The sequence below is a fragment of the Herbidospora solisilvae genome (assembly GCF_009901565.1).
In the GTDB taxonomy this organism is placed as follows: domain Bacteria; phylum Actinomycetota; class Actinomycetes; order Streptosporangiales; family Streptosporangiaceae; genus Herbidospora; species Herbidospora solisilvae.
On record NZ_WXEW01000012.1, the window covers coordinates 24,873 to 46,271 of the forward strand.

Genomic DNA, 21,399 nt, shown 5'->3' on the forward strand with positions numbered 1-21,399 from the left:
GGGTTCGGTTGTGTGTGGTGAGTCGGTCCGCTCCCGCGGGTCACGGACACGACTTCTGGCGACGGGCTCAGAAGTCCGCACCGCGTGAGAGCTCTTCGTTCGCGCGCAGTTCCGCGAGTGCGTTCTCGTGCATCGCGACGACGACGTCGTAGCCGGAGTTGCCGAGCACGATCCGCTGCGGCGGAACCGGTGCGTTCATCGCGCTGATCACGGCCTGCACTCCGCGTTCGGGGTCACCCTCTTGCTTGCCGTCGTGTGCCACGAACGCCGCTTTGACGCCCTCGACCATCGGCACGTAGGCGTCGACGGTCTCGTTGACGGGCTCGTTCTGGAAGCCGGCGAAAGCCTTGGTGCGGAACGCTCCCGGCTCTACGACGAGCACGCGCACACCGAACGGCTCGACTTCCTGGCGCAGTGTCTCCGACAGTCCTTCGAGCGCGAACTTCGCCGCCGAGTAGTAGCCGAACCCCTGCGCGCCGACGAGGCCCGCCACCGACGACATGTTCACGATCCAGCCGTCGCCGCGTGCCCGCATACCCGGCAGGACCGCGCGTATCACCTCGACCACGGCGAACAGGTTGAGGTCGAACGTGCGGCGGATCGTCTCGTCAGGGGCCCCCTCGACCGAGCCGAACCAGCCACGGCCCGCGTTGTTGACGAGTACGTCGATCCCGCCGAACCGCTCCTCCGCCGTCTTGACCGCCGCGCGCACCTGCTCGGCATCGGTGACGTCGAGCTGGAGAACCAGCACACGGCCGCCGTGCGGTTCAGCCCATTCCCGCAGCTCAGATGGCCGACGCGCGGTCACCACCACCTGATCGCCCTCTTTCAGCGCAGCCTCGGCATAGACCAGGCCGAACCCTCCGGGCGTCCCGCCGGTGATGAACCAAGTCCTCATGGACTTCTCCTTTCGCTATAGCGAGCAATGTAGCGCTATATGCGCTAATGTAGCAAACATGCAGAACGCGCGGGATCGACTCCTGCTCGCCGCGGCGGAGTTGCTGGAAGGCGGCGGCACGGTGTCCACGAGGGCGGTGTGCGAACGCGCCGGGGTGCAGGCCCCGACGCTGTACCACCACTTCGGCAGCAAGCAGGGCCTGATCGACGCCGTGGTGAACCACGGCTTCACCCAGTACACGGCGGTCGAGAGCTCCGGCGACCCGCTGGGCGACCTGCGCGAGGGCTGGGACAGGCACGTGCGGTTCGGGCTGGAGCACCCGTCGTTCTACGGGCTGCTCTACGGCCGGGCCGAGCCGGGAAAGCCCTGTGCCATCACCGCTCCCGCGCACGCCGCGTTGCGCGAGCGGTTGACCGCCGCCGCCGCCCAGGGCCTGCTCAAGGTGCCGGCGGACGACGCCGCCGAACAGGTGCTCGCCGCCAATGTCGGCATCACGCTCACCTTGATCAGCCAGCCGGAGCCTGACTTCGGGCTGTCCGGCCGCGTCCGCGAGGCCGCGCTGGCCGGAGTCCTGCACACGCCCTCCGCCGACGCCCCCGCGAACCGCGCGAGCGCCGCACTGACGTTGCGTGCGCTGGTCGGCGACGACCCGGGCGACCTCACCCCTGGCGAACGCGCGCTGCTCGGCGAACTGCTGGACCGCCTGGCCCGCTAGAGCACGCGGCCGGCGCCGGTTCGGTTTCCGTCGTTTCCGCGCCCTCCCGGACCGGGGCGTATTGGGAGGCGGCCGTACGCCGTGCGATGATGACGGCGCCATGACTAGCGCCACCTCAGCATCGACGCCCTTCCGCGTCGTCCGGGCCGCCGTCTTCGCGACGGTCTCGGTCGTGCTGAGCGTCGGCGCGCACGCCTGGGCGGGCGGTTCGACCACCGCGACGGCGGTGCTGGTGGCGCTGACCCTCTCGTTCCTGGTCGGGGTGGTCCTGGCGGGGCGCGAACGGTCGGCCCGGGTGATCTTCCCGGCGCTGGCGGGCTGCCAGGCCGTGCTCCACCTGCTGTTCTCCTACGCCCACACCGTCGAGCCGATGGCGCTCGGCCACCACCACCCGACCACGCTGCTGCCCAGCCTGAGCATGCTGCTCACCCACGCCTGGGCGGCCGGGCTCACGGCCCTGTGGCTGGCGCGGGGCGAGGCGCTCCTGTGGGCCCTGCTGCGCCGCCTCGACGTCCGCCTCCTGCTGTTGCTGCGCGTGGCGGTCGAACCCGCCCATCCGCAACCCGCCGCGCCCGCCGACCGGGTCGTCATCCCGGCGTCGGCGCCCCTCCGACACGAGATCAGCCGCCGGGGGCCTCCCGGCAGCGTCAGCCTTCTCGCCGCCTGAACACGAGGTTCAGCGCGGCCCTCTGACGTTGCCGTCTTTCCCCGAAGGGTTCTTCTCATCATGTCTTCGCGCCTCGCGCTGTCCCTGCTCGCCGTCGCCACCGCCGCCACGGTCGTCTCCTGCGGCTCCTCCGACACGCCGACCGCCGCCGCGCCGGCCGCTTCGGCCCCGGCCGCCTCCGCTCCCGCCGAGACCGCCCCCGCCGCTCCCGCGGCCGCCGCCCTGTCGATCACCGACCCGTGGGTGAAGACCGCCAAGGAGGGCATGACCGCCGCCTTCGGCACCCTGGTCAACAACTCCGGCGCCGACATCACCGTCGTCTCCGGCGCCAGCCCGCTGTCGTCGATGATCGAGCTGCACGAGGTCGTCGACAAGGACGGCAAAATGGTCATGCAGCCCAAGCAGGGCGGATTCGTCATCCCGGCGGGCGGCTCCCACGAGCTCAAGCCCGGCGGCGACCACATCATGATCATGGACGCCAAGCAGGCCGTCGAGCCCGGCGCCGAGATCCCGTTCACCCTCACCCTCGCCGACGGCGGCACCTTCGAGTTCACCGCCGTCGGCAAGGACTTCGCGGGCGCCAAGGAGGACTACCAGCCCGGTTCGCACAATGGCTGACCTGACCCGCCGGGGACTGCTCGCCGGCGGCGTCGTGGCGGGGGTGGCCGCGTTCACCCCTGCCGCGTCGGCCCGCACCGGCGAGACCGTCGTCCCCTTCCACGGACCCCGCCAGGCCGGGATCGCCACCGAACCGCAGGCCCACGCCGTCTTCGTCGCCTTCGACCTGCGGAAGGACACCGATCGCGACGCCCTCCGGCGGATGATGCGGCTGCTCACCGACGACGCCAGGCGGCTCACCCAGGGCCGCCCGGCGCTCGCCGACACCGAACCCGAACTGGCGGCCCCCGCCGCGCGCCTGACCGTGACGTTCGGTTTCGGTCCCGGCCTGTACGCCCATGCCGCCCTGACGTCCCCGATCAAGCCCCTGCCCAAGTTCACCGTCGACAAGCTGGAGAAGAGGTGGAGCGGCGGCGACCTGCTGGTGCAGATCTGCGCCGACGACCCGCTGACCGTCAGCCACGCCCTCCGGATGATCGTCAAGGACGCCCGCTCGTTCGCGACGGTCCGCTGGACCCAGCGCGGTTTCCGCCGTGCCGCCGGCACCCAGCCGGGCGGCCAGACCCAGCGCAACGTCATGGGCCAGATGGACGGCACCGCCAACCCGAAGCCCGGCACCGCCGACTTCGACCTCGCGGTCTGGCGGCCCGACCACTCGACCCAGCTCGTCGTCCGCAGAATCAGGGCCGAACTGGAGACCTGGGACGCCGCCGACGTCGTGGCCAAGGAGTTCACCATCGGCCGCCGCCTGTCGACCGGCGCGCCCCTGACCGGCACCCGGGAGCAGGACCCGCCCGACCTCGCCGCCAAGGGCGCCCACGGCTTCCCGGTCATCTCCGAGTACGCCCACATCCGCCGCGCCCACGTCGGCGACCCGCGGCTCCGCATCCTGCGGCGCCCGTACAACTACGACGAGGACGTCACCGCGCAGGGCCACGCCGACTCGGGCCTGATCTTCGCCTCCTACCAGGCGGACATCGAGCGCCAGTTCGTGCCGATCCAGCGGCAGCTCGCCGAGGCCGACCTGCTCAACGAGTGGATCACCCCGATCGGGTCGGCGGTGTTCGTCATCCCGCCGGGCTGCGACGAGAAGGGCTGGATCGGCCAGGAGGTCCTGTCATGAGGCCGCCGCGCACTCGGCTCGCCTCGTCGTGGACGGCGGCTTGAGCACTTCCGTTACGGCTCCGCGTGGTCGGCGCCGACGGCCGCTCCCGGTCCGCGCCGCCGGCGGCGGCGACCGGTCGTGTTCCGGTTCGCCGGGCGACGGGTTTCCTCTGACGCAGACCGGGTCTAGGCGGCTCGCCGCTTTTGTCCCTACAATCATCGCCGACACATGGTTATCATCACCACTTTCATCGCACTGCGGGAGCGTCGGCGCATGTCTGAACGGGTCGGGGTCGAGGTCTCCGAGGAGGTGCCGCCGCCCGAATGGGGGCGGCGGCAGCCGTTGGGCGCCGTCAGTCCATGGATCTTCGTGGTGGTCGTCGGGCTGCTGCTGCTCGGACGGCTGGTGTTCGCGCCCTATCTGACGGCCCCGGCGTTACAGGCCTGGGCGACGATCTTCGTGGCGATCTGCGTCCAGGCGCTGCCCTTCCTGGCCTTCGGGGTGCTGCTGTCGGCGGCGATCACCGCGTTCGTGCCGGCCTCGTTCTGGACCCGGGCGCTGCCGAAGCGGCCGTTCCTGGCGGTGCCGGTGGCGGGGGCGGCCGGGGCGGTGCTGCCGGGTTGCGAGTGCGCGTCGGTGCCGGTCGCGTCCGGGCTGATGTCGCGGGGCGTGACGCCCGCCGCCGCGCTGGCGTTCCTGCTGGCCTCGCCCGCGATCAACCCGGTGGTGATCGTCGCCACGGTGGTGGCCTTCCCCGGCGAGCCCATGATGGCCGTGGCCCGGTTCGGGGCCTCGCTCGTCGTCGCGGTCGTGGCCGGCTGGGTGTGGTTGCGGTTCGGCCGCGCCGACTGGTTGCGCATCCCCTCGCGCCCCGTCGGGCACGGGCCGAAATGGCGCTCGTTCGTCGAGGCCATGCGCCATGACTTCCTGCACGCGGGCGGGTTCCTCGTCGTCGGCGGGGCCACCGCGGCGACGATGAACGTGGTGGTGCCCCGCGCGTGGCTGGAGTCGGTCGCCGGGATCCCGGTGCTGTCGGTGCTGGTCCTGGCGCTGCTCGCGGTGATTCTCTCGATCTGCTCGGAGGCCGACGCCTTCGTGGCGGCCTCGCTGACCGCCTTCTCGCCGACAGCCAAGCTCGCGTTCCTGGTGGTCGGGCCCATGGTCGACCTGAAGCTGATCGCCCTGCAGACGGGCACCTTCGGGCGGCGGTTCGCCGCCCGCTTCATCCCGCTGACCTTTGTTCTCGCGGTGGTCGTCAGCATGGCGGCCGGGGAGGTCCTGTTGTGAACCGGCTGACCCAGAGCATGATCCTCATCCTTCTCGGCGGCGCGGTGTTGCGGATCACCACCGTGTCCACCACCTACCTGAACTACGTCAAGCCGGGCTTCCGGCCCTTCCTGATCGCGGCGGGCGTGGTGGTCCTCCTGCTGGGCGTGATCGGCCTCGTCCAGGAGTGGAGAGGAGCGACCGCCCACGAGGACGACCACGACCACTCGCATGCGCCCGGAGTGGCCTGGCTGCTGACGCTTCCCGTCTTCGCCATCTTCCTCATCGCCCCGCCCGCCCTCGGCGCCTTCTCGGCGAAGGCGGAGGAGCCCCAGGCGCGGCCGGTGGCCGCCGCCGAGCCGTACGACGCCCTCTCGGCCGGGACGGTCAACGAGATGACCATCGGCGAGTTCGTCGGCCGGGCGTGGGGCGAGTCGGCCGACTCGCTGGTGGGGCAGCAGGTCAGGCTGACCGGGTTCGCCGTGCCGTCGGAGCGGAAGAGGGACCGCTGGTATCTGGCCCGGATCCAGATCGCCTGCTGCGCCGCCGACGGCGTCGCCCTGAAGGTGGCCGTGCTCGACGCCGACATGCCGCCGGAGAACACCTGGGTCGAGGTGGTCGGCACGTGGAAGCGGCCTCCGTCCGGAAAACTGGAACCCGGCATCATCGCCCCCGAGCTGACCGCCACCTCGATCACCTCGATCCCGCAGCCGGTCGAACCGTACGAGTGACCCCCAGCAGGCCCGCGCGCAGCGCCACCAGCCAGGCCGCGCCGGGCAGCGCCATGCACGCGCCGAGGATCGGCAGCAGCGCCGCCGGTCCCAGCGCGTCGAGCAGGGCCCCGGAGACCACGGCCGAGACGCCCAGCGAGGCCGTCGCCGTCGCGCTCCACAACGACACCACCCGCCCGCGCAGCTCGTTGGGGGAGTGGCCGAGCAGGATGGCCATCGACACCGGCCCGTAGACGACGTCCACGCAGGCGGCGGCCCCCCAGACCGCCAGCGCCCCCAGTGCGCTCGACGGCAGGCCGAGCGCGGCGGTGAGCAGGCCCTCCCCGAGGCACGACAACCCCAGGACGACCAGCCGCCGTTCCTCGGGCAGCCGCTTCAGCCGGGGCGCGGCGACCAGCAGCACGACCGCCCCGGCCAGCCCCTGCACCGCGTAGAACCAGCCCGTGCCGCCGTCGCCCAGGTCGTGGACCTGCACGGCCAGCGCCGTCATGGCCGTGATCGACCCGCCCAGGCCCAGGCAGAACACCGCCTCCAGGAGCAGCAGGGCCGAGACGAGCCGGCTGCGCCGGACCGCCCGCAGCCCTTCGCGGAACGCCCGAAGCCCGCGCGCCGCCCCCGGCGAGGTGTCGCCGCGCCGGTCGCCGCGCCGGACCTTGGCCGTGAAGTACAACGACACCAGGAACGACACCGCGTTCACCACGAAGGCCCACCGCCAGCCGACCAGGGTGACGGCGGCGGCCCCGGCCAGCCCGCCGACCGCCTGGAACAGCAGCCCGTTGACCTGCACCGCCGCTGCGTAGAGCACGCCCTCCTCCGGCCGCACCAGCGACGGCATCCAGGCGTTGCGGGCGGCCTGGAAGACGAAGCCGACGGCGGCCGAGGCGAAGGTGAGCGGGTAGGCGAGCCAGACCGTGCCGGGGCTGTCGGCCAGCAGGAACGCCAGCGCGAGCACGGCGAGCACACCGTCGCCGGCCAGCATGATCGTCCTGCGGTCGAGCCGGTCGGCCAGCACCCCGCCCCAGGTCCCGAACAGGATGCCGGGCAGGTAGCGCATGGCCAGTGAGGCGCCGGCGGCCACGGCGGCGCCGGTGTGTTCGTACAACATCGCGAACACGGCGACGGCGGTGAACCAGCCTCCGCAGACGCTGACCAGGTTGCCCAGCCACAACAACCGGAAGTCCCGGTTCCCGGCCAGCAACGAGCCCAGGCCGGGGGCGCTCCGCTCCTCTTCGGTCACGTCAGGACCGTACCGTGCAAAGAAAATGAAAACCATCCCCAAAATTTCGTTGACAATGAAAATCGTTAGCGCCTAGCGTCTCTCCCGGTTCACCCGACAGGAAGGAGGCGAAACGTGCTCGTCCAGCGGCGCATGCTGCGTCTGGCGCGTGGCGCCTTCGGCCCCGTGGCGGCGACCGCCCTGCTCTCGCTCCTTTCGGCGGCGTCGGGGGCGGGGCAGGCGGTCGCGCTCGTCGAGACGATCCGGCGCGCCCTCATCTCCGGCGCGCCGGATCCCGGCGAGGTGGGCGGGCCGCTGGTGCTGACGGGACTGTTCACCCTGCTGCGCTGCCTGTTCTTATGGGGCCGCGACCAGGCGGCGAACCGGACGGCGTCGCTGGTCCAGGCCCGGTTGCGGCTGCGGCTGGCCGAGCGCCTGCTCGACCTGGGGCCCGGTCACACGGTCACCGCGCCGGCCGGGACGCTGCGGACCACGATCGCCGACGGCGTGGAGGCGATCCGCGCCTACGTGGGCTTCTACCTGCCGCAGGTGGTCGTGAGCGTGGGCGGTCCGCTGATCATCGTGGCCGTGCTGACCTGGCACGATCCGGTGGCGGGCACGATCACCGGGACCTGCGTGGTGCTGGTGCCCGCGTCCAAGCCCTTCTGGCGGCGCATCATGGGCACGCGGTCCCAGCGGCACTGGACGGCGTACGAGAACTTCGCCGCCCGGGTGCTCGACGCCCTGCAGGGCATGACGACCCTGAAGGCGCTGGGCGCGACCGGCGTCTACGGCCACCGGCTCCGGCGCGACGCCCTGGCGCTCTACCGCGCGACCATGGGCGACCTCGCCGCCTCCAGCTCCGTCTACGTCGTCAGCGCGTTCCTCATGTCGGCGGGCACGAGCCTGGCGGTGGTGGTGGCCGCGATCCGCCACTCCACCGGCCACCTCGACGCTGCCGGGCTGCTCCTGATCGCCTGGCTCACCGCGGAGGCCTTCCGCCCGCTGCTCGAACTGCAGAACTACTGGCACGAGGGCTTCCACGGCCTGGCCGCGGGCAAGGGCGTCTTCGCCCTGCTGGACGCCGAGGCGCCCGCCCCCGCACCGGCCACGCCGGTCCGGAGGCGGCCGTCGAACCGGCCGCCCCGGCTGGTCCTGCGCGAGGTCACCTTCACCTACCCAGGCGCGGCCCGCCCCGCCTTGCGCGGGGTCGGCCTGGTCGTCGAACCGGGCACGACCCTGGCCGTCACCGGGCGGTCGGGATCGGGCAAGTCCACCGTGGTCACCCTGCTCCAGCGCTACCTCGACCCGCAGAGCGGCCAGATCCTGGCCGACGGCGTCGACCTGCGCGACCTCGACCGCGACGAGGTCCGCGCGATGACCGCCGTGGTCGCCCAGGACACCCACCTCTTCCACGGCACGATCGCCGGGAACCTGCGGCTGGCCCGGCCGGACGCCGACCTCGCCGCCCTCAGGGACGCCGCCCGCCGCGCCCGGATCCTCGACCTCATCGAGGGCCTGCCGGACGGCTTCGACACCGTCGTCGGCGAACGCGGAGCCCGCCTGTCGGGCGGCGAACGCCAGCGGATCGCGATCGCGCGGGCCCTGCTGAAGGACGCGCCGGTGCTCATCCTCGACGAGGCCACCTCGGCCGTCGACGGCGAGACCGAGGCGGCCCTGCGCGACGCGCTGGGCGAACTGCGGGCCGGCCGCACCACGATCATGATCGCGCACCGTCTGTCCAGCCTCGTCGACGCCGACACGGTCGCCGTCCTGGACGACGGCGACCTGGTCGAGCACGGCGCGCCCGCCGACCTCGCCCGGCGCGCCGGAGCCTGGTCGGACCTGGTCGCGGCGCAGGCCGGAGGCGCACGATGAGGCGGGGCACCGCGGGACTGCTGCGCGTGTTGTCCGGGCACCTGCGCCCGTTCGGGATCTCGGTGCTGTTCGCGGTCGTCAACCAGGCGGCCGGGATGGGCGCGGTCGTGCTCGCCGCCGCCACCGCCGGCCAGGCGCTCTCCGGGGCCGCCGATCTGTGGCCCCTGTTCTGGTGGACCCTCGGCCTGACGGCGGTGCGCGCGGTGGCCAACTGGGTCGAGTCGTGGATCTCCCACGAGTTGTCCTTCCGTGTCCTGGCCCAGGTCCGGCAGTGGCTCTACCAGGCCTTCGCCCGGATCGCCCCCGGCGGGCTGATCCGCAGGCGCGGCGGCGACCTCGTCGTCCGGGCGCTGCGCGACAGCGAGAGCCTGGAGATCTTCTACGCGCACACCTCGATCTACGTGGCGGCGGCGCTGGTCGTCGCGCCGGCCGCCCTGGCGGCGATGGCGATGATCGGCGGCGGCTGGGCGGCGCTCGTGCTGCTGCCCTGGATGGCGGCCTCGGCGGCGGTGCCGCTGGCGCTGCGCCGGGCGGGGGCGCGCCACGGCGGCGACCTCACCGACGCGCTCACCGAGCTCAACGTCGAGGTCACCGACCTGGTGCAGGGCCTGCGGGAGATCCTCTCCTTCGGCCGCGGAGCCGACCGGCTCGACCGGCTGCGCGACGCCGACCGGCGGCTCGCGGCGGCGCAGCGCCGGCAGGCCCGCCGCGCCGGGCTGGAGACCGTGGCCGGCGGGGCCGCGATCGGCGGCGCGAGCCTGAGCGTCCTGGCCACCGGGCTGCACACCGGCCTGCCCGCGCCCGCGCTGCTGGCCTCGGTCGCGCTCGCCGGGGCCGCGTTCACCCCGATCACGATGCTGCTCAACGTCACCCGGGTGTGGGGCCTCACCTCCTCCTCCGCCGACCGCGTGTTCGACCTCCTGGAGGAACCGGCCGCCGTCCCCGACACCGGCCGCGCCCCGCTTCCCGTCCTGACCGGGCCTCCCGCGGTCGAGTTCGACGAGGTGGTGTTCGGTTACGACGAGACGCGCCCGGTGCTGCGCGGCGTCTCGCTGACCGTCCCGGGCGGGACGACGCTCGCCCTGGCGGGCGCGACGGGCGCGGGCAAGTCGACCCTGGCCCACCTGCTGCTCCGGCACTTCGACCCGGCCTCCGGGACGGTCCGGATCGGCGGAGCCGACCTGCGCGACCTGCCCGTCGACGACCTGACCGAGCTCGTCTGCCACGTGCCGCAGGAGGCGTTCCTCTTCCACGACACCCTGCGTGCCAACCTGGAGCTGGCCCGTCCCGGGGCGTCCGCCGAGGACGTCGCCCAAGCGTGCGCCGACGCCCGTGTCACCCCCTTCCTGGACCGGCTGCCCGACGGCCTCGACACCGTGGTGGGGGAGCGGGGGGCCGCGCTGTCGGGCGGGGAGCGGCAGCGGGTCGCCATCGCGCGGGCGCTGCTGCGCGACCGGCCGGTGCTGGTCCTGGACGAGTCGTCCAGCCAGCTCGACGCCCTCTCCGAACACGAGCTGCAGGCCGCGCTCGACCGGGTCAGGAACGGGCGCACCACCCTGGTCATCGCCCACCGGCTCACCACGCTCCGGCACGCCGACCTGGTCGCCGTGCTGGACCACGGCCGCATCGCCGACCTCGGCCGCCACGCCGAGCTCATGGCGCGGTGCGCGCCCTACCGACGTCTCGTCCAGGCGCAGGCGGACGCCGCCGCGCTCCTGGACGGGCGGCCCGTCCCGACGACGAAACGAGGAGGTGATCCGTGATGAAGGTGACGAAGCTGAAGGTCGCCCAGGTCAAGGCGAGCGTGCACTCCAACAACCACTCGACCGTGACCCGGTCCAGCGTGGCCTGGCGCTAGCCGGCCCACCCACGGGCGGGGACGCGCGCGTATCGCGTCCCCGCCCGTGGTCCTCGCAGCGTAGAGCAGGAAGGAAAGCCCATGGAGCCCACCGGCCGGTACGCCGGCGGGGTGTCGTTCGTCCCGACGCGGGACGGCTGGCTGGTGCACACCCCCGGTGAGGACTTCCTCGCCGTGTCCGCGCCCGGGGGCGAGCGCCCCGACCGTCCCCCGCCCGGCGACCCCGACCTGGCGGAGGTCTTCGCCGAGGAGGGCGTGCTGGAGCGGGTCCCGGCGCGCAGGCCCGGCGCGGTCGCCCTGACCGGCGACGGGCCGCTGGTCGAGGCGGTCGCCCTCCTGCTCGGCCGGACCGGTCTGACCTGCGGCGACGAGGACGTCGCGGTGCGGGTCGCCGTCGCGCCGTGGCCGCGCGACGACCTGTTCCGGCGGCTCGCCGCCGAGGCGCGGGAGACCGGCACCGCGCTGCACCTCGGGTTCGCCGAAGGGCGGCGCTGGTACGCCGGTCCGTTCTGGACGGGCCCCGCGACCGCCTCCTACGAGGATCTGCGGCTGCGACGGCTGGCCGCCTCGCCGTGGCCGGACGAACTGAGCGCCTACTGGGCGTGGCTCGACTCCGGCGGCGCTCCGGAGACCGGCCCGGCGTTCCCGCTGGGGGCCGGCGTCGCCGCCGCCCTGATCGTCGCGGACGTGTGGGCGTACCTCCACGGCGAGGACGCCCCCGGAACGGGGGTCCAGGCGGGTTTCGACCCGGCGACCGGCCTGCTGAACCGGCACCCCGTGCTGCCGGTGCCCGCCGGGCTGATGACGGAGCAGCCGTGATCATGATCGACGTCCCGGTCGGCGGGCTCGTGGCCGACGTCTTCCTGCCCGAACGCCTGCCCGCGCCGACCGTCGTGGTCCGCACCCCCTACGGCACGCCCGGGTTGTGGCCCGAGGCCGACGCGCTGACCGGCGCGGGGCTCGCCGTGGTCCTCCAGGACCTGCGCGGACGCCACCGCTCGCCCGGCGAGTTCGAGGCCGGCGCCGACGAGCGGGCCGACGGCCACGCCGCCCTCGACTGGATCACCGCGCAGCCGTGGTCCGACGGCGTCACCTGCCTGTACGGCACCGCCTACGAGGCCTACGCCGCCTGGTGCGCCGTGGGCCACCCGTCGGTGCGGGGCGTGGCCGGCCGCCAGTCCTGGCCGCCCGCCGCCGTGGCCGTCGACGAGGAGTTGTGGTGGCGTACCGAGATCGGCGGCGGCCGCCAGCTCCGCCCCGGCCTCTACGACCTGGCGCTTACCCGGCCGGCCTGGCCGGTGCCGCTGGGCGCCTGGCCGCCGACGCCGAGCAGCTGGCATCCGCAGGCCCGCCGGGCCTCGTCCCGGATCCGCGCCGCCGACCTGCCGACCCTGCACCTGGGCAGCTGGTACTGCGGCTCGGCCGCCACGACGCTGCGCCAGGCGGCCCTGGCCCGGCGGGCGACCGTCGTGATGGGCGGGTGGGCCTCCCCGCTGACCCACCGGCTCCAGCCGGAGTGCGCGATCGACGTCCCGGTCGACCCCGACCCCTCCGACCTGGCGCTGCCGTGGCTCGTGGCGGTCGCGACCGGCGCCGACCCCATGGAGGGCCACCGCTGCCTGGTGCTGGGGAGCAACCGGTGGGAGCAGACGGACCCCCGGCCGGCCGCGCGGCCGGACCTGCGGGCGTTGCCCCTGACCGGTCCGGCGTCCTCCTCCATCGACCACGATCCGGCCGACCCCTACCCCTCGCTGCCGCACTCGGCCGACCTGTTGGTCATCGGGCCGCGAGCCGACGTCGTGCGGCTGCGCGCGACCGGCCACGTCGAGTGGCGCGGGGCCGCCCGGGTGCGCTGCCGCGTCAGGACCGATCGCGCCGCCGAACTGGTGGCCACGCTCGTGCACGAGACCCCGGCGGGCGTGCGCACCCGGTTGGCCGACGGCACCGCGCCGATCACCCCCGGACACGCGGTGGCGGAGATGCGCTGCGCGCCCGTCGCCGTCGACCTCCCGGCGGGCCACGTCCTGCACCTGGAGCTCACCGTCGGGCGGCGGCCCCGCCACACCGCGCCGGAGACGCCGGTCACCGTCACGGTCTCCGACGTCGAGCTGCTGGTCCCGGGAGGCCGCCGATGAACCCCGTGCCGCCCGACCCCCGTACCGGACTGATCACCCGCCTCGACCAGGTGCCGCCCGAGCCCTGGTGGCCCGCCGGGCTGAACGTGTGCACGGCCTCGGTCGCCGCCGTCTCCGACCACCTGCCGTGGCCGGCCGACCGGGTGGCGACCGGCACCGCCTTCCACGACCCCGGCCGGGCCCTGACGAGCGCGGCCGGTGAGGCGATCGAACGTTACTGCGGCAACTTCGTCCCGGCGGGCCTGCGCCGGGCGACCCACGCGGAACTCGCCGCCGCCGGGGAGAACGCCCTGGACCCGGCGACGCTCGCGCTCTACTCCAAGAGCCAGTACGCCGAACCGGGATGCCCCTTCGTGCCCTTCACCGCCGACCTGCCGGTCCTGTGGATCAAGGGCACCACCCTGGACGGGCCGCCCGTGTGGGTGCCCGCCTCCCTCGTCTTCGTCAACTACCTCGTGCCGCCGCGCGCGGCCGAGCCCGCCACCAACTACGCCATGCTGGCCGGTCTCGCGGCCGGTCCCGACCTGCGCTTCGCGCTGACCTCGGCGCTGGAGGAGGTCATCGAGCGGGACGCCACCGTCATCTGGTGGGCCAACCGCCTCCCGGCCGACCCGGTGGAGGTGGCCGACCCCCGCCTGGCCCACCTGCTGCGTCCCGACCCGTCGCTGGGGCCGGGCTGGGGGAGGGCCCCGGGCGCCGCCGGGGACCTCCGCTACCGGGTGGTGCGCATCCCCACGACGTTCGACGTGGCGGTGATCGGGGTGCTGCTCCACGACCCGGCGCTCGGCATCCACACCTTCGGCGTCGCCGCCCGGCCCGATCCGGCGCACGCGGTGGCGAAGGCGCTGGCCGAGGCGGTGACCCTGCGGATCTACTCCCTGGGCCTGCTGGAGCCCGACGGCGCGATCTACCAGGCCGTCGAGGACGGCGTGCTCAGCCCGGACATGCTCAAGCGGCACCGGCCCGACCGCGCCTACGCCGCCTCCTACCGCAGCGACTTCAGGGACGTGGTCGACCTGGCCTGCCACAGCCAGATCTGGCTCGACCCGGCGATGGCCAAGGAACTGGAACCCATCACCGGCGAGAGCGACCCGGTGGGCCTCGACGACCTGCCGACGATCACCGGCGACGTCTACCGCACCTATCTGGACCAAGTCCGGGCGCTGGGACTCGACGCCCATGCCGTCGACCTCACCACCTCCGACGTGGCCGCGACGGGGGCCCGGGTGGTCCGCGTGATCGTCCCCGGCGCCTACTCCAACCCGCCCGCCGCCTTCCCCTTCCTCGGCGGCGACCGCCTCTACGCCGATCCGGTCCGCCTCGGGCTGCGCGCCGCCCCGATCGCGGAGGCCGACGTCAACCTCGTCCCGCTCCCGCACACCTGAGAGATCCGATGGACGTCCTGCTCGACCCCCGCACCGGGCCGGTCACCCGGCTGGTGACCGGGCGCAGCCACGCCGTGCTGCACACCGCGACCGCCGAACTGGCCGCCACGGGCCGGTTCGGCCATCCCCTCGGCAACCCCGTCGTCGGAGGCGCGTCCTTCGGCGACCCCGCCCGCGCCCGGCTGAGAGCGCTGGGCGAGGCGGCCGAACGCTACGCCGGCCACCTGGTCCCGGAAGCCAGGCTCAGACGTGCGACCTGGCACGACCTCGATTCCGCCGTCGACCCCGATCGGCTGGCCCTCTACTCCCCGGACCAGCACGACCGCCCCGGCTTCCCGTTCGCGGGCCTGCGCCGCGACGACGTGCTCTGGTGGACGCCCGGACGAGCCGGCGACGGACGCCCGGTGTGGGTGCCCGCCTCGCTGGTCTGGTTGTCGTCCGGCGAACACGCGCTGGTGCGGGGCCGCCCGGCGCACCTGCCGATCGCGGCGGGCATCGCCGCCGGGCCGACCCAGGAGGCGGCCCGCGCCTCGGCGCTCGCCGAGGTCGTGGAACGGCACGCGTTGGCCACCGCCTGGCACGGGGGAGCGGCCTTCCCCCGGGTGGACGGGCCGCCGCTGCCCGTCCCGGACGGCGCGGAACTCACGTGGCGGTCGGTCCCCAACGCACTGGGCGCGCCGGTGGTGCTCTGCACGGCGGTCACCCCGGAGGGCCTGCTCGGCGTGGGCTGCGCGACCGGGTCGGCCCGGTCGGCCGCCGCCGAGGCGCTGCGTTCGCTGGACGCCCTCGCCGAGGTCGCCGACGGGATCCCGGAGTGGGAACGCCCGGCCGGCCCGCTGATGCCGCACCGGAGTGACCGCCGGTATCTCGACTCCTACGCCCCCGACCTGAGCGACGCCACCGACGTGCTCTGCACGCTGCAACTCCTCGCCGACGAACGGGTCGCCACGGCCGTCCGGGACCGCCTCGACGGCGGCGATCCCGCCGGTACGCCGTCCACCGCCCCCCGCCTCGACGTGATCATGGTCGATCTCACCACCCCCGACCTGGCCGCCGTGGGGCTGCACGTCGCCCGAGTCGTGGTGCCGGGGCTGCGTTCCACCGGACCGGCCGCCTACCCCTTCCTGGGCGCGGGGGCCGACCCGCTGCCCGGCCACGTCGAGAGGCTGCCGGTGCCCCATGTCTGACCCCTGGAACCTCGACCGGCCCGGCCGCAAGATCGCCAGGACCGGCACCCACCGCGCCGCCACCCTGGAGGACACCTGGCGGCGGCTCGGCCCGGCGCTGAGGGAGTGCGGGGTCACCCGCGTCGCCGACGTCACCGGCCTCGACCTCATCGGCATCCCGGTCGCCACCGCCTACCGCCCCAACGCGCGCAGCCTCTCGGTCAGCCAGGGCAAGGGCGTCAGCCGCGCGGCGAGCCGCGTGTCGGCGGCCATGGAGGCCGTCGAGCACGCCCACGCCGAGATGATCGACCGCCCCCTGCGGCTGTCCCGGCCCGCCGAACTGGGCCCGGCGGCGCTCGACCCCCGCGGGCTGCCGCGCACCGCCGACGGCGTGCTCGACGACGTCACGCCCCTGCTCTGGATCGACGGCGCCGACGTCCGCACCGGCGAACCGAGAGCGGTGCCCTACGAGGCGGTGAGCCTCGACTTCACCCTGCCGCCCGCGCTGACCGGGCACGGCCTGTCGCGCGACAGCAACGGCCTGGCCGGGGGGAACACGGCGCTGGAGGCGCTGGTCCACGCGCTGTGCGAACTGATCGAACGGGACGCGGCGGCCCTGTGGGACCTCCGCGACGCCCTGTTCCAGGCCGGAGCCCGGATCGACGCCGCCACGCTGACCGACCCGGAGACCGCGCGGCTGCTGGACCTCTACGACCGGGCGGGCGTCGAGGCCGCGCTGTTCGACCTCACCTCCGACCTCGGCGTCCCCGTGGTGTTGTGCCACATCGTGGAGGCGGAACCCGACCCGTTCCGGCCGCTGCCCGCCGCCACCGGGCTGGGTTGCCACCCGTGCCCGCCCATCGCGGTCCAGCGGGCGCTGACCGAGGCCGCCCAGTCGCGGCTGATCACCATCTCGGGCGCGCGTGACGACGTCACCCGGGAGCGCTACGCGCAGACCACCGACACCGGCGGCGTCACGGAGCTGCGCGACGCGCTCCGCGCGACCCTGCCGCACGCCCGGCCGCTCACGATCACCGGGGCCGACCACGACCTGCTCGGCGACGACCTCGACTGGCTGCTCGACCGGCTGGCGGCGGCGGGCCTCGACCAGGTGACCGCCGTCGACCTGACCCGCCCGTCGCTGGGCCTGCCCGTGGTCAAGGTGCTGGTGCCCGGCCTGGAGGGGGCCGGTGCGCTGACCGGCGAACCGACCCTGCCCGGCCCCCGGGCACGCGCCCTCGGAGCGGAGCCGGCCGATGCCTGAGATCGCCGTCTTCGCCGGTCCGACGATCCCGGCCTCCGTCGTGCACGACCGTCTGCCCGGCCGCGACGTCGTGGTGCTGCCGCCGGCCGGGCAGGGCGACGTGGCCGCGCTGGTCGCCGCCGAACGCCCCCGTGTCGTCGCCGTCGTCGACGGGGTGTACGAGCGGGTCCCCGCCGTCTGGCACAAGGAGCTCCTCTGGGCAATGTCCGAGGGCGTCGCCGTCGCCGGAGCGGCCAGCATGGGCGCCCTGCGCGCCGCCGAGCTCGCGCCCTACGGCATGACCGGCGTGGGCGAGGTCTACCGGGCGTTCGTCACCGGCGAGCTGACCGACGACGACGAGGTGGCGGTCGCCCATCTGGACGCCGACCAGGGATACCGCCCGGTCAACGAGGCGATGGTCACCATCCGCGCCACGCTGCGCGCCGCCGTGACCGAAGGGGTGATCCCCGCCGGGGAAGCGGCCGGCCTGGTCGCCACGGCGAAGGAGCTGCACTATCCCGACCGCCGCTGGCCCGAACTGCTGGCCGGTCGTGACACGCCCCTGCGCGACTGGCTGCCCGGCGGGCGGCGCGACGTGAAACGCGCCGACGCCCTCGCGCTGCTCGACCTGCTGGCCCAGGACGCGATCCGCCCCGCCGACCGAGGCTGGCACTTCGAGCAGACCTCCCCATGGCGGGCGGTGCGACCCGTCGGCCGGACCGCGCTCCCGCCCGCCGTCGCCGCGGCCGTCCTCGACGACCTGCGCGCCGAGGGCGGCTACGACGAGCTCGAACGCGCCGCCGTGTTGCGCCTGGTGGCCGCCGCCACGGGCGCCCGCCCGCACGGGGCCGCCCTCGACGAGTGGATCGCCCTCGTGTCGGAGCGGATCCCGGCCGCCGACCTGGCCGACCTGACCCCCGCCGGTCTCGCGGCCTTCGCCGCCGACCAGGCCTGTCTGGTGGCCGCCACCACCGAGGTCGCGGGGGACGTGCCCGCCGCGATCCTCGACACCCTGCGCGTCCGCGGCGAGTACGCCGCCCGTGTCGCCTCCAAGGAGAAACAGTGAAGAAACCCATATTTGCGCTGGCCGCGGTCGTCCTGCTGGCCGGCTGCGGCACGTCCGGCACCGAGGCCGCCCCCGCGCCCTCGGCCGCTTCCGGCCCGGTCGAGGTGAGCAACTGCGGGACCGTCTACACCTACGCCAAGCCGCCGGAGCGCATCGTCACCTCCAGCACCGTCGCCACCGAGGTCGTGCTGGCCCTGGGCCTGAAGGACCGGATGGCCGGGACCGTCGCCGCCAACGACATCATGGAGCGGTACGCCGCCGACCTGACCGGGATCAAGGTGATCTCCGAGTCGGCCTTCCCGCCGCCGTCCAAGGAGGTCGTCTACTCGGCCAACCCAGACCTGGTGGTCAGCGGCTACCCCGACGACTACGGCCCCAAGGCGCTCGGCGACCGCGCCGTCCTGCGGAAGGAGGGCGTCAACAGCCACCTGCTGTCGGCGAGCTGCCCCGGCGCCACCGCCACCGTCGAGCAGACCTACGACGACCTCCGCGCGCTGGGCCGGATCTTCGGCGTACAGACCAAGGCGGAGGAGCTCGTCACCGCGCTCAAGGCCGAGGTCGACGCCGTCACCCCCGTCACCCCGGCGCTGCGCGTCTTCGACTACGCCGGAGGCAAGGACAAGCCGCTGACCAGCGGCGCGAACACTCTTGTGTACGACCTGGCCCGCCGGGCCGGCGGCGAGAACATCTTCCCCGAGACCAGAGAGTTCGGCCAGGTCTCCTGGGAGGAACTGGTCAAGCGCGACCCCCAAGTGATCATCGTCGAGGACCAGGCCTTCGAACCCGCCGACGAGGCCATCGAGTGGATGCGCTCCTACGCCCCGATCAAGGACGTCACCGCGGTCAGGGAGAACCGCTTCGTCGTCATCCCCGTCAACGACCTTCAGCCCGGCCTGCGCAGCGGCCGCGCGCTCAAGGCCCTGGCCGAGGGCTTCGCCCGTTGACCGTCCGCGTCGCCGCCCGGCGGGTCTCCACCGACCGGCCGGGCCGTCGGGTGACCCTGGCAGGCTCGGTGGTGCTGCTCGGCGTACTGCTCGGCGTCTCCCTTGTCGCCGCCGTCGGCCTGGGACCGGTCGACATCCCCTTCCTGGACGTGTGGCGCATCGTCTTCGCCACCCAGGACGCTCCCTCGGGGCCGATGGCGGTGATCGTCCGGGACATCCGGCTGCCCCGGGTCCTGCTCGGTGCGATCGTCGGCGCGGGCCTGGCCGTCACCGGCGCGGTGCTCCAAGGGGTGCTGCGCAACCCGCTGGCCGACCCCTACCTGATCGGAGCCAGCTCGGGGGCGTCGCTGGGGGCGGTCCTGGCGCTGATGTCGGGCCTGTCGTGGCTCCTGCCGGTGGCGGCCTTCACCGGCGCGATGGTCACCTTCACGGTGGTGCTGCTGCTGGCGCGCGGCGGCGGTCAGCTCGGGGTCACCTCACTGATCCTGTCGGGGGTCGCCGTCGCCGCGCTGGCGGAGGCCGCGACCAATTTCATCGTGCTGAACTCACCCGACTCCCAGTTGCGGTCGGCGCTGTTCTGGACCCTCGGCGGCCTGTCCGGCACCCAATGGAGCGACCTGCCCGTCCCCGCGATCGTGGTCGGGATCTTCGTCGTGTGGTTCCGGCTGCGCTCGGCCGAACTCAACGCCCTCGTCCTGGGAGAGGAAGGAGCCACGAGCCTCGGAGTCGAGGTGAACCGGCTGCGGGTGCGGCTGGTCGTCGGCTCGGCGATCACGGTCGGCGCGGTCGTGTCGGTCAGCGGCGGCATCGGTTTCGTGGCGCTGATGGTGCCGCACGCCGTCCGCATGGTCGTCGGCGGCGACAACCGGTGGGTGGTCCCGCTCAGCACGCTGGCCGGAGCGCTGCTGATGGTGTGGGTCGACGTCGGGGCCCGCCTGCTCAACCAGCCCGACGAGATCCCCATCGGCGTCATCACCGCCCTGCTGGGCGCGCCCTTCTTCCTGGTCCTGCTGGCCCGCGCCAACCGGAGGGCGATGGCATGAGCCTTTCCCTGGACGTCGAGGACCTCTCCTGGGCGCCCGTGCTCCACGACATCACCCTGTCGGCGGCGCCGGGGGAGATCCTGGGCCTCATCGGCCCCAACGGCAGCGGCAAGTCGAGCCTGCTGCGCTGCGTCTACCGGCGGCAGCGCCCCGACCGAGGCCGGATCACGGTCGACGGGCTCGACGTGTGGACCGCCCCGGCGGGCGAGGTGGCCCGCCGGGTGGCCGTCGTCACCCAGGAGTCGCCCGCCGACCTGGAGAACAGCGTCGAGCAGATCGTCGCCCTCGGCCGGGTGCCCTATCTGGGCACCCTGGGACGCCTCACCCGCGCCGAACACGACCTGATCGACGACGCCATGGAACGCTGCGAGGTGCGTTCACTGGCCCGCCGCCCCTACGCCCGGTTGTCCGGCGGCGAACGTCAGCGGGTGCACCTGGCCAGGGCGCTGGTCCAGCAGCCCGGCCTGCTCCTGCTCGACGAACCCACCAACCACCTCGACCTGCGTCACCAGGTGGAGCTCCTGCGGCTGATCCGGTCCCTGGGCGTCACCGTCGTCGCCGCCCTGCACGACCTCCAGCTCGCCGCGGCCGCCTGCGACCGGCTCGCGGTGCTGAGCGGAGGACGCCTGGTCGCCGACGGCCCGCCCGCGAAGGTGGTCACCGCCGACCTGCTCACCGAGGTGTACGGCGTGGCCGCGGAGGTGACCCACGGCCCCGACGGACTGCCCAGGATCAACTTGCCGCTGGCCACCTAGTTCGTCCCCTCGGGCACGCCGTCGGCCATCATGGCCCCCTCGCCCGGCGTGCTCGTCAGGTAGACGTGCTGGTGACCGTGGCCGGCGTCGACGTTGATCGCGTCGAGCTGGGTGGCCGCGACCGACCAGGCCATCACCCCGGCCGTCCGCTGCCGGCGGGCGACCTCCAGGCAACCCGCCCGCACATCGGTGGACACCTTCCGGCAGTACGCGTAGGTGTCGACCGCGAGCGCCATGCCGTCGACGGCGCTGCGGAAACCACCGCGCGCCACATTGGTCGCGGTCGTGCCCGACGGCGTGGCGGCGTGCCGGTCGACCGCCTGCTTCATCACCTTCTGCCACTCGCCGATCTCGGCCTCGGACGGCGTCCGGGCGGCGAGCGCGCCGCCGGGCGGCAGCGCCTCTCCCAGGCCCACCATGACCTTGGTCACCTCGGCGACCGTGGTGCGGGCCGTGGAGGTCAGCTCGGTGACCTGCTGCGCGTCGCGCTTCATCTCGGCCGCCCGCATCTCGGCGACCGAGTTCTCGGTGGCGTCCGGGGTCCCGAACAGATAGCCCAGCGAGCCCGCCACGAGGATGGCGGCCACCAGTCCGATCGCGTACCGCGACCGTCCCGGGCCGGGCTTCTCCTGGACGGGGAGGGGGCGGGCCGATCTGGCCGTCTTGGAGGGCATGCGACAGGCTCCAATGGTCGACTTCTCGCGCAGACC

20 protein-coding genes are annotated in these 21,399 nt (G+C 73.9%); 17 read left to right on the forward strand and 3 right to left on the reverse strand.

What is annotated here, in order from left to right; all coding sequences use genetic code 11:
• Positions 1–67: 67 nt before the first annotated feature.
• Positions 68–898, reverse strand: coding sequence for an SDR family NAD(P)-dependent oxidoreductase (locus GT755_RS34445; RefSeq protein ID WP_161483762.1), 831 nt, complete (start codon positions 896–898; stop codon positions 68–70).
• Between the two features lie 58 nt (positions 899–956).
• On the opposite strand from GT755_RS34445, the gene GT755_RS34450 reads away from it, so the two are divergent.
• From GT755_RS34450 to GT755_RS34475, 6 genes are all read left to right on the forward strand, one after another.
• Entirely contained in the window at positions 957–1,613 is a 657-nt protein-coding gene (locus GT755_RS34450; RefSeq protein WP_202610882.1) for a TetR/AcrR family transcriptional regulator, read from the forward strand.
• Positions 1,614–1,713: 100 nt separating this feature from the next.
• Positions 1,714–2,280, forward strand: coding sequence for an MFS transporter (locus GT755_RS34455; RefSeq protein ID WP_161483764.1), 567 nt, complete (start codon positions 1,714–1,716; stop codon positions 2,278–2,280).
• A 60-nt stretch (positions 2,281–2,340) separates the two neighbouring features.
• Positions 2,341–2,898: a copper chaperone PCu(A)C gene (locus GT755_RS34460; RefSeq protein ID WP_161483765.1), complete on the forward strand. Its 558-nt coding sequence runs from the start codon at positions 2,341–2,343 to the stop codon at positions 2,896–2,898.
• Complete coding sequence (locus GT755_RS34465; RefSeq protein ID WP_161483766.1) at positions 2,891–4,021, forward strand: Dyp-type peroxidase; 1,131 nt, start codon at positions 2,891–2,893, stop codon at positions 4,019–4,021. Before GT755_RS34460 ends, GT755_RS34465 begins: the two co-directional genes overlap by 8 nt.
• Positions 4,022–4,276: 255 nt before the next feature.
• Positions 4,277–5,290 carry a permease gene (locus tag GT755_RS34470; protein ID WP_235968066.1) on the forward strand — a complete coding sequence of 338 codons (1,014 nt, stop codon included), beginning with the start codon at positions 4,277–4,279 and terminating at the stop codon, positions 5,288–5,290.
• Positions 5,287–6,000: a TIGR03943 family putative permease subunit gene (locus tag GT755_RS34475; protein WP_161483768.1), complete on the forward strand. Its 714-nt coding sequence runs from the start codon at positions 5,287–5,289 to the stop codon at positions 5,998–6,000. Before GT755_RS34470 ends, GT755_RS34475 begins: the two co-directional genes overlap by 4 nt.
• Here the strand turns inward: GT755_RS34475 and GT755_RS34480 are convergent.
• A complete protein-coding gene (locus GT755_RS34480) occupies positions 5,963–7,237 on the reverse strand; it encodes an MFS transporter (RefSeq protein WP_202610883.1) in 1,275 nt (424 codons plus the stop codon). The two genes, GT755_RS34475 and GT755_RS34480, sit on opposite strands and share 38 nt — an antisense overlap.
• 114 nt (positions 7,238–7,351) lie before the next feature.
• Between GT755_RS34480 and GT755_RS34485 the strand changes: the two genes are divergently transcribed.
• The 11 genes from GT755_RS34485 to GT755_RS34535 all read left to right on the forward strand — a co-directional run bounded on the left by GT755_RS34485 (position 7,352) and on the right by GT755_RS34535 (position 20,689).
• Complete coding sequence (locus GT755_RS34485; protein WP_161483770.1) at positions 7,352–9,094, forward strand: ABC transporter ATP-binding protein/permease; 1,743 nt, start codon at positions 7,352–7,354, stop codon at positions 9,092–9,094.
• Entirely contained in the window at positions 9,091–10,857 is a 1,767-nt protein-coding gene (locus GT755_RS34490) for an ABC transporter ATP-binding protein (protein WP_161483771.1), read from the forward strand. Before GT755_RS34485 ends, GT755_RS34490 begins: the two co-directional genes overlap by 4 nt.
• Positions 10,858–11,033: 176 nt before the next feature.
• Complete coding sequence (locus tag GT755_RS34495) at positions 11,034–11,771, forward strand: hypothetical protein (protein ID WP_161483772.1); 738 nt, start codon at positions 11,034–11,036, stop codon at positions 11,769–11,771.
• Between the two features lie 2 nt (positions 11,772–11,773).
• A complete protein-coding gene (locus GT755_RS34500) occupies positions 11,774–13,087 on the forward strand; it encodes a CocE/NonD family hydrolase (protein WP_161483928.1) in 1,314 nt (437 codons plus the stop codon).
• Positions 13,084–14,472 carry a YcaO-like family protein gene (locus GT755_RS34505; protein ID WP_161483773.1) on the forward strand — a complete coding sequence of 463 codons (1,389 nt, stop codon included), beginning with the start codon at positions 13,084–13,086 and terminating at the stop codon, positions 14,470–14,472. Before GT755_RS34500 ends, GT755_RS34505 begins: the two co-directional genes overlap by 4 nt.
• An 8-nt stretch (positions 14,473–14,480) precedes the next feature.
• Positions 14,481–15,659 carry a YcaO-like family protein gene (locus tag GT755_RS34510; protein ID WP_161483774.1) on the forward strand — a complete coding sequence of 393 codons (1,179 nt, stop codon included), beginning with the start codon at positions 14,481–14,483 and terminating at the stop codon, positions 15,657–15,659.
• Positions 15,652–16,902 carry a YcaO-like family protein gene (locus GT755_RS34515; RefSeq protein ID WP_161483775.1) on the forward strand — a complete coding sequence of 417 codons (1,251 nt, stop codon included), beginning with the start codon at positions 15,652–15,654 and terminating at the stop codon, positions 16,900–16,902. The genes GT755_RS34510 and GT755_RS34515 overlap by 8 nt, the downstream gene beginning before the upstream one ends.
• Positions 16,895–17,947: a TfuA-like protein gene (locus GT755_RS34520; RefSeq protein ID WP_161483776.1), complete on the forward strand. Its 1,053-nt coding sequence runs from the start codon at positions 16,895–16,897 to the stop codon at positions 17,945–17,947. The genes GT755_RS34515 and GT755_RS34520 overlap by 8 nt, the downstream gene beginning before the upstream one ends.
• Positions 17,944–18,891: an ABC transporter substrate-binding protein gene (locus GT755_RS34525; RefSeq protein ID WP_161483777.1), complete on the forward strand. Its 948-nt coding sequence runs from the start codon at positions 17,944–17,946 to the stop codon at positions 18,889–18,891. Before GT755_RS34520 ends, GT755_RS34525 begins: the two co-directional genes overlap by 4 nt.
• Positions 18,888–19,934, forward strand: a complete 1,047-nt coding sequence (locus GT755_RS34530) for a FecCD family ABC transporter permease (protein WP_161483778.1) — start codon at positions 18,888–18,890, stop codon at positions 19,932–19,934. The genes GT755_RS34525 and GT755_RS34530 overlap by 4 nt, the downstream gene beginning before the upstream one ends.
• Complete coding sequence (locus GT755_RS34535) at positions 19,931–20,689, forward strand: ABC transporter ATP-binding protein (protein ID WP_161483779.1); 759 nt, start codon at positions 19,931–19,933, stop codon at positions 20,687–20,689. Before GT755_RS34530 ends, GT755_RS34535 begins: the two co-directional genes overlap by 4 nt.
• On the opposite strand, the gene GT755_RS34540 is transcribed toward GT755_RS34535, so the two are convergent.
• A complete protein-coding gene (locus GT755_RS34540; protein ID WP_161483780.1) occupies positions 20,686–21,363 on the reverse strand; it encodes a hypothetical protein in 678 nt (225 codons plus the stop codon). The two genes, GT755_RS34535 and GT755_RS34540, sit on opposite strands and share 4 nt — an antisense overlap.
• Positions 21,364–21,399 lie beyond the last annotated feature (36 nt).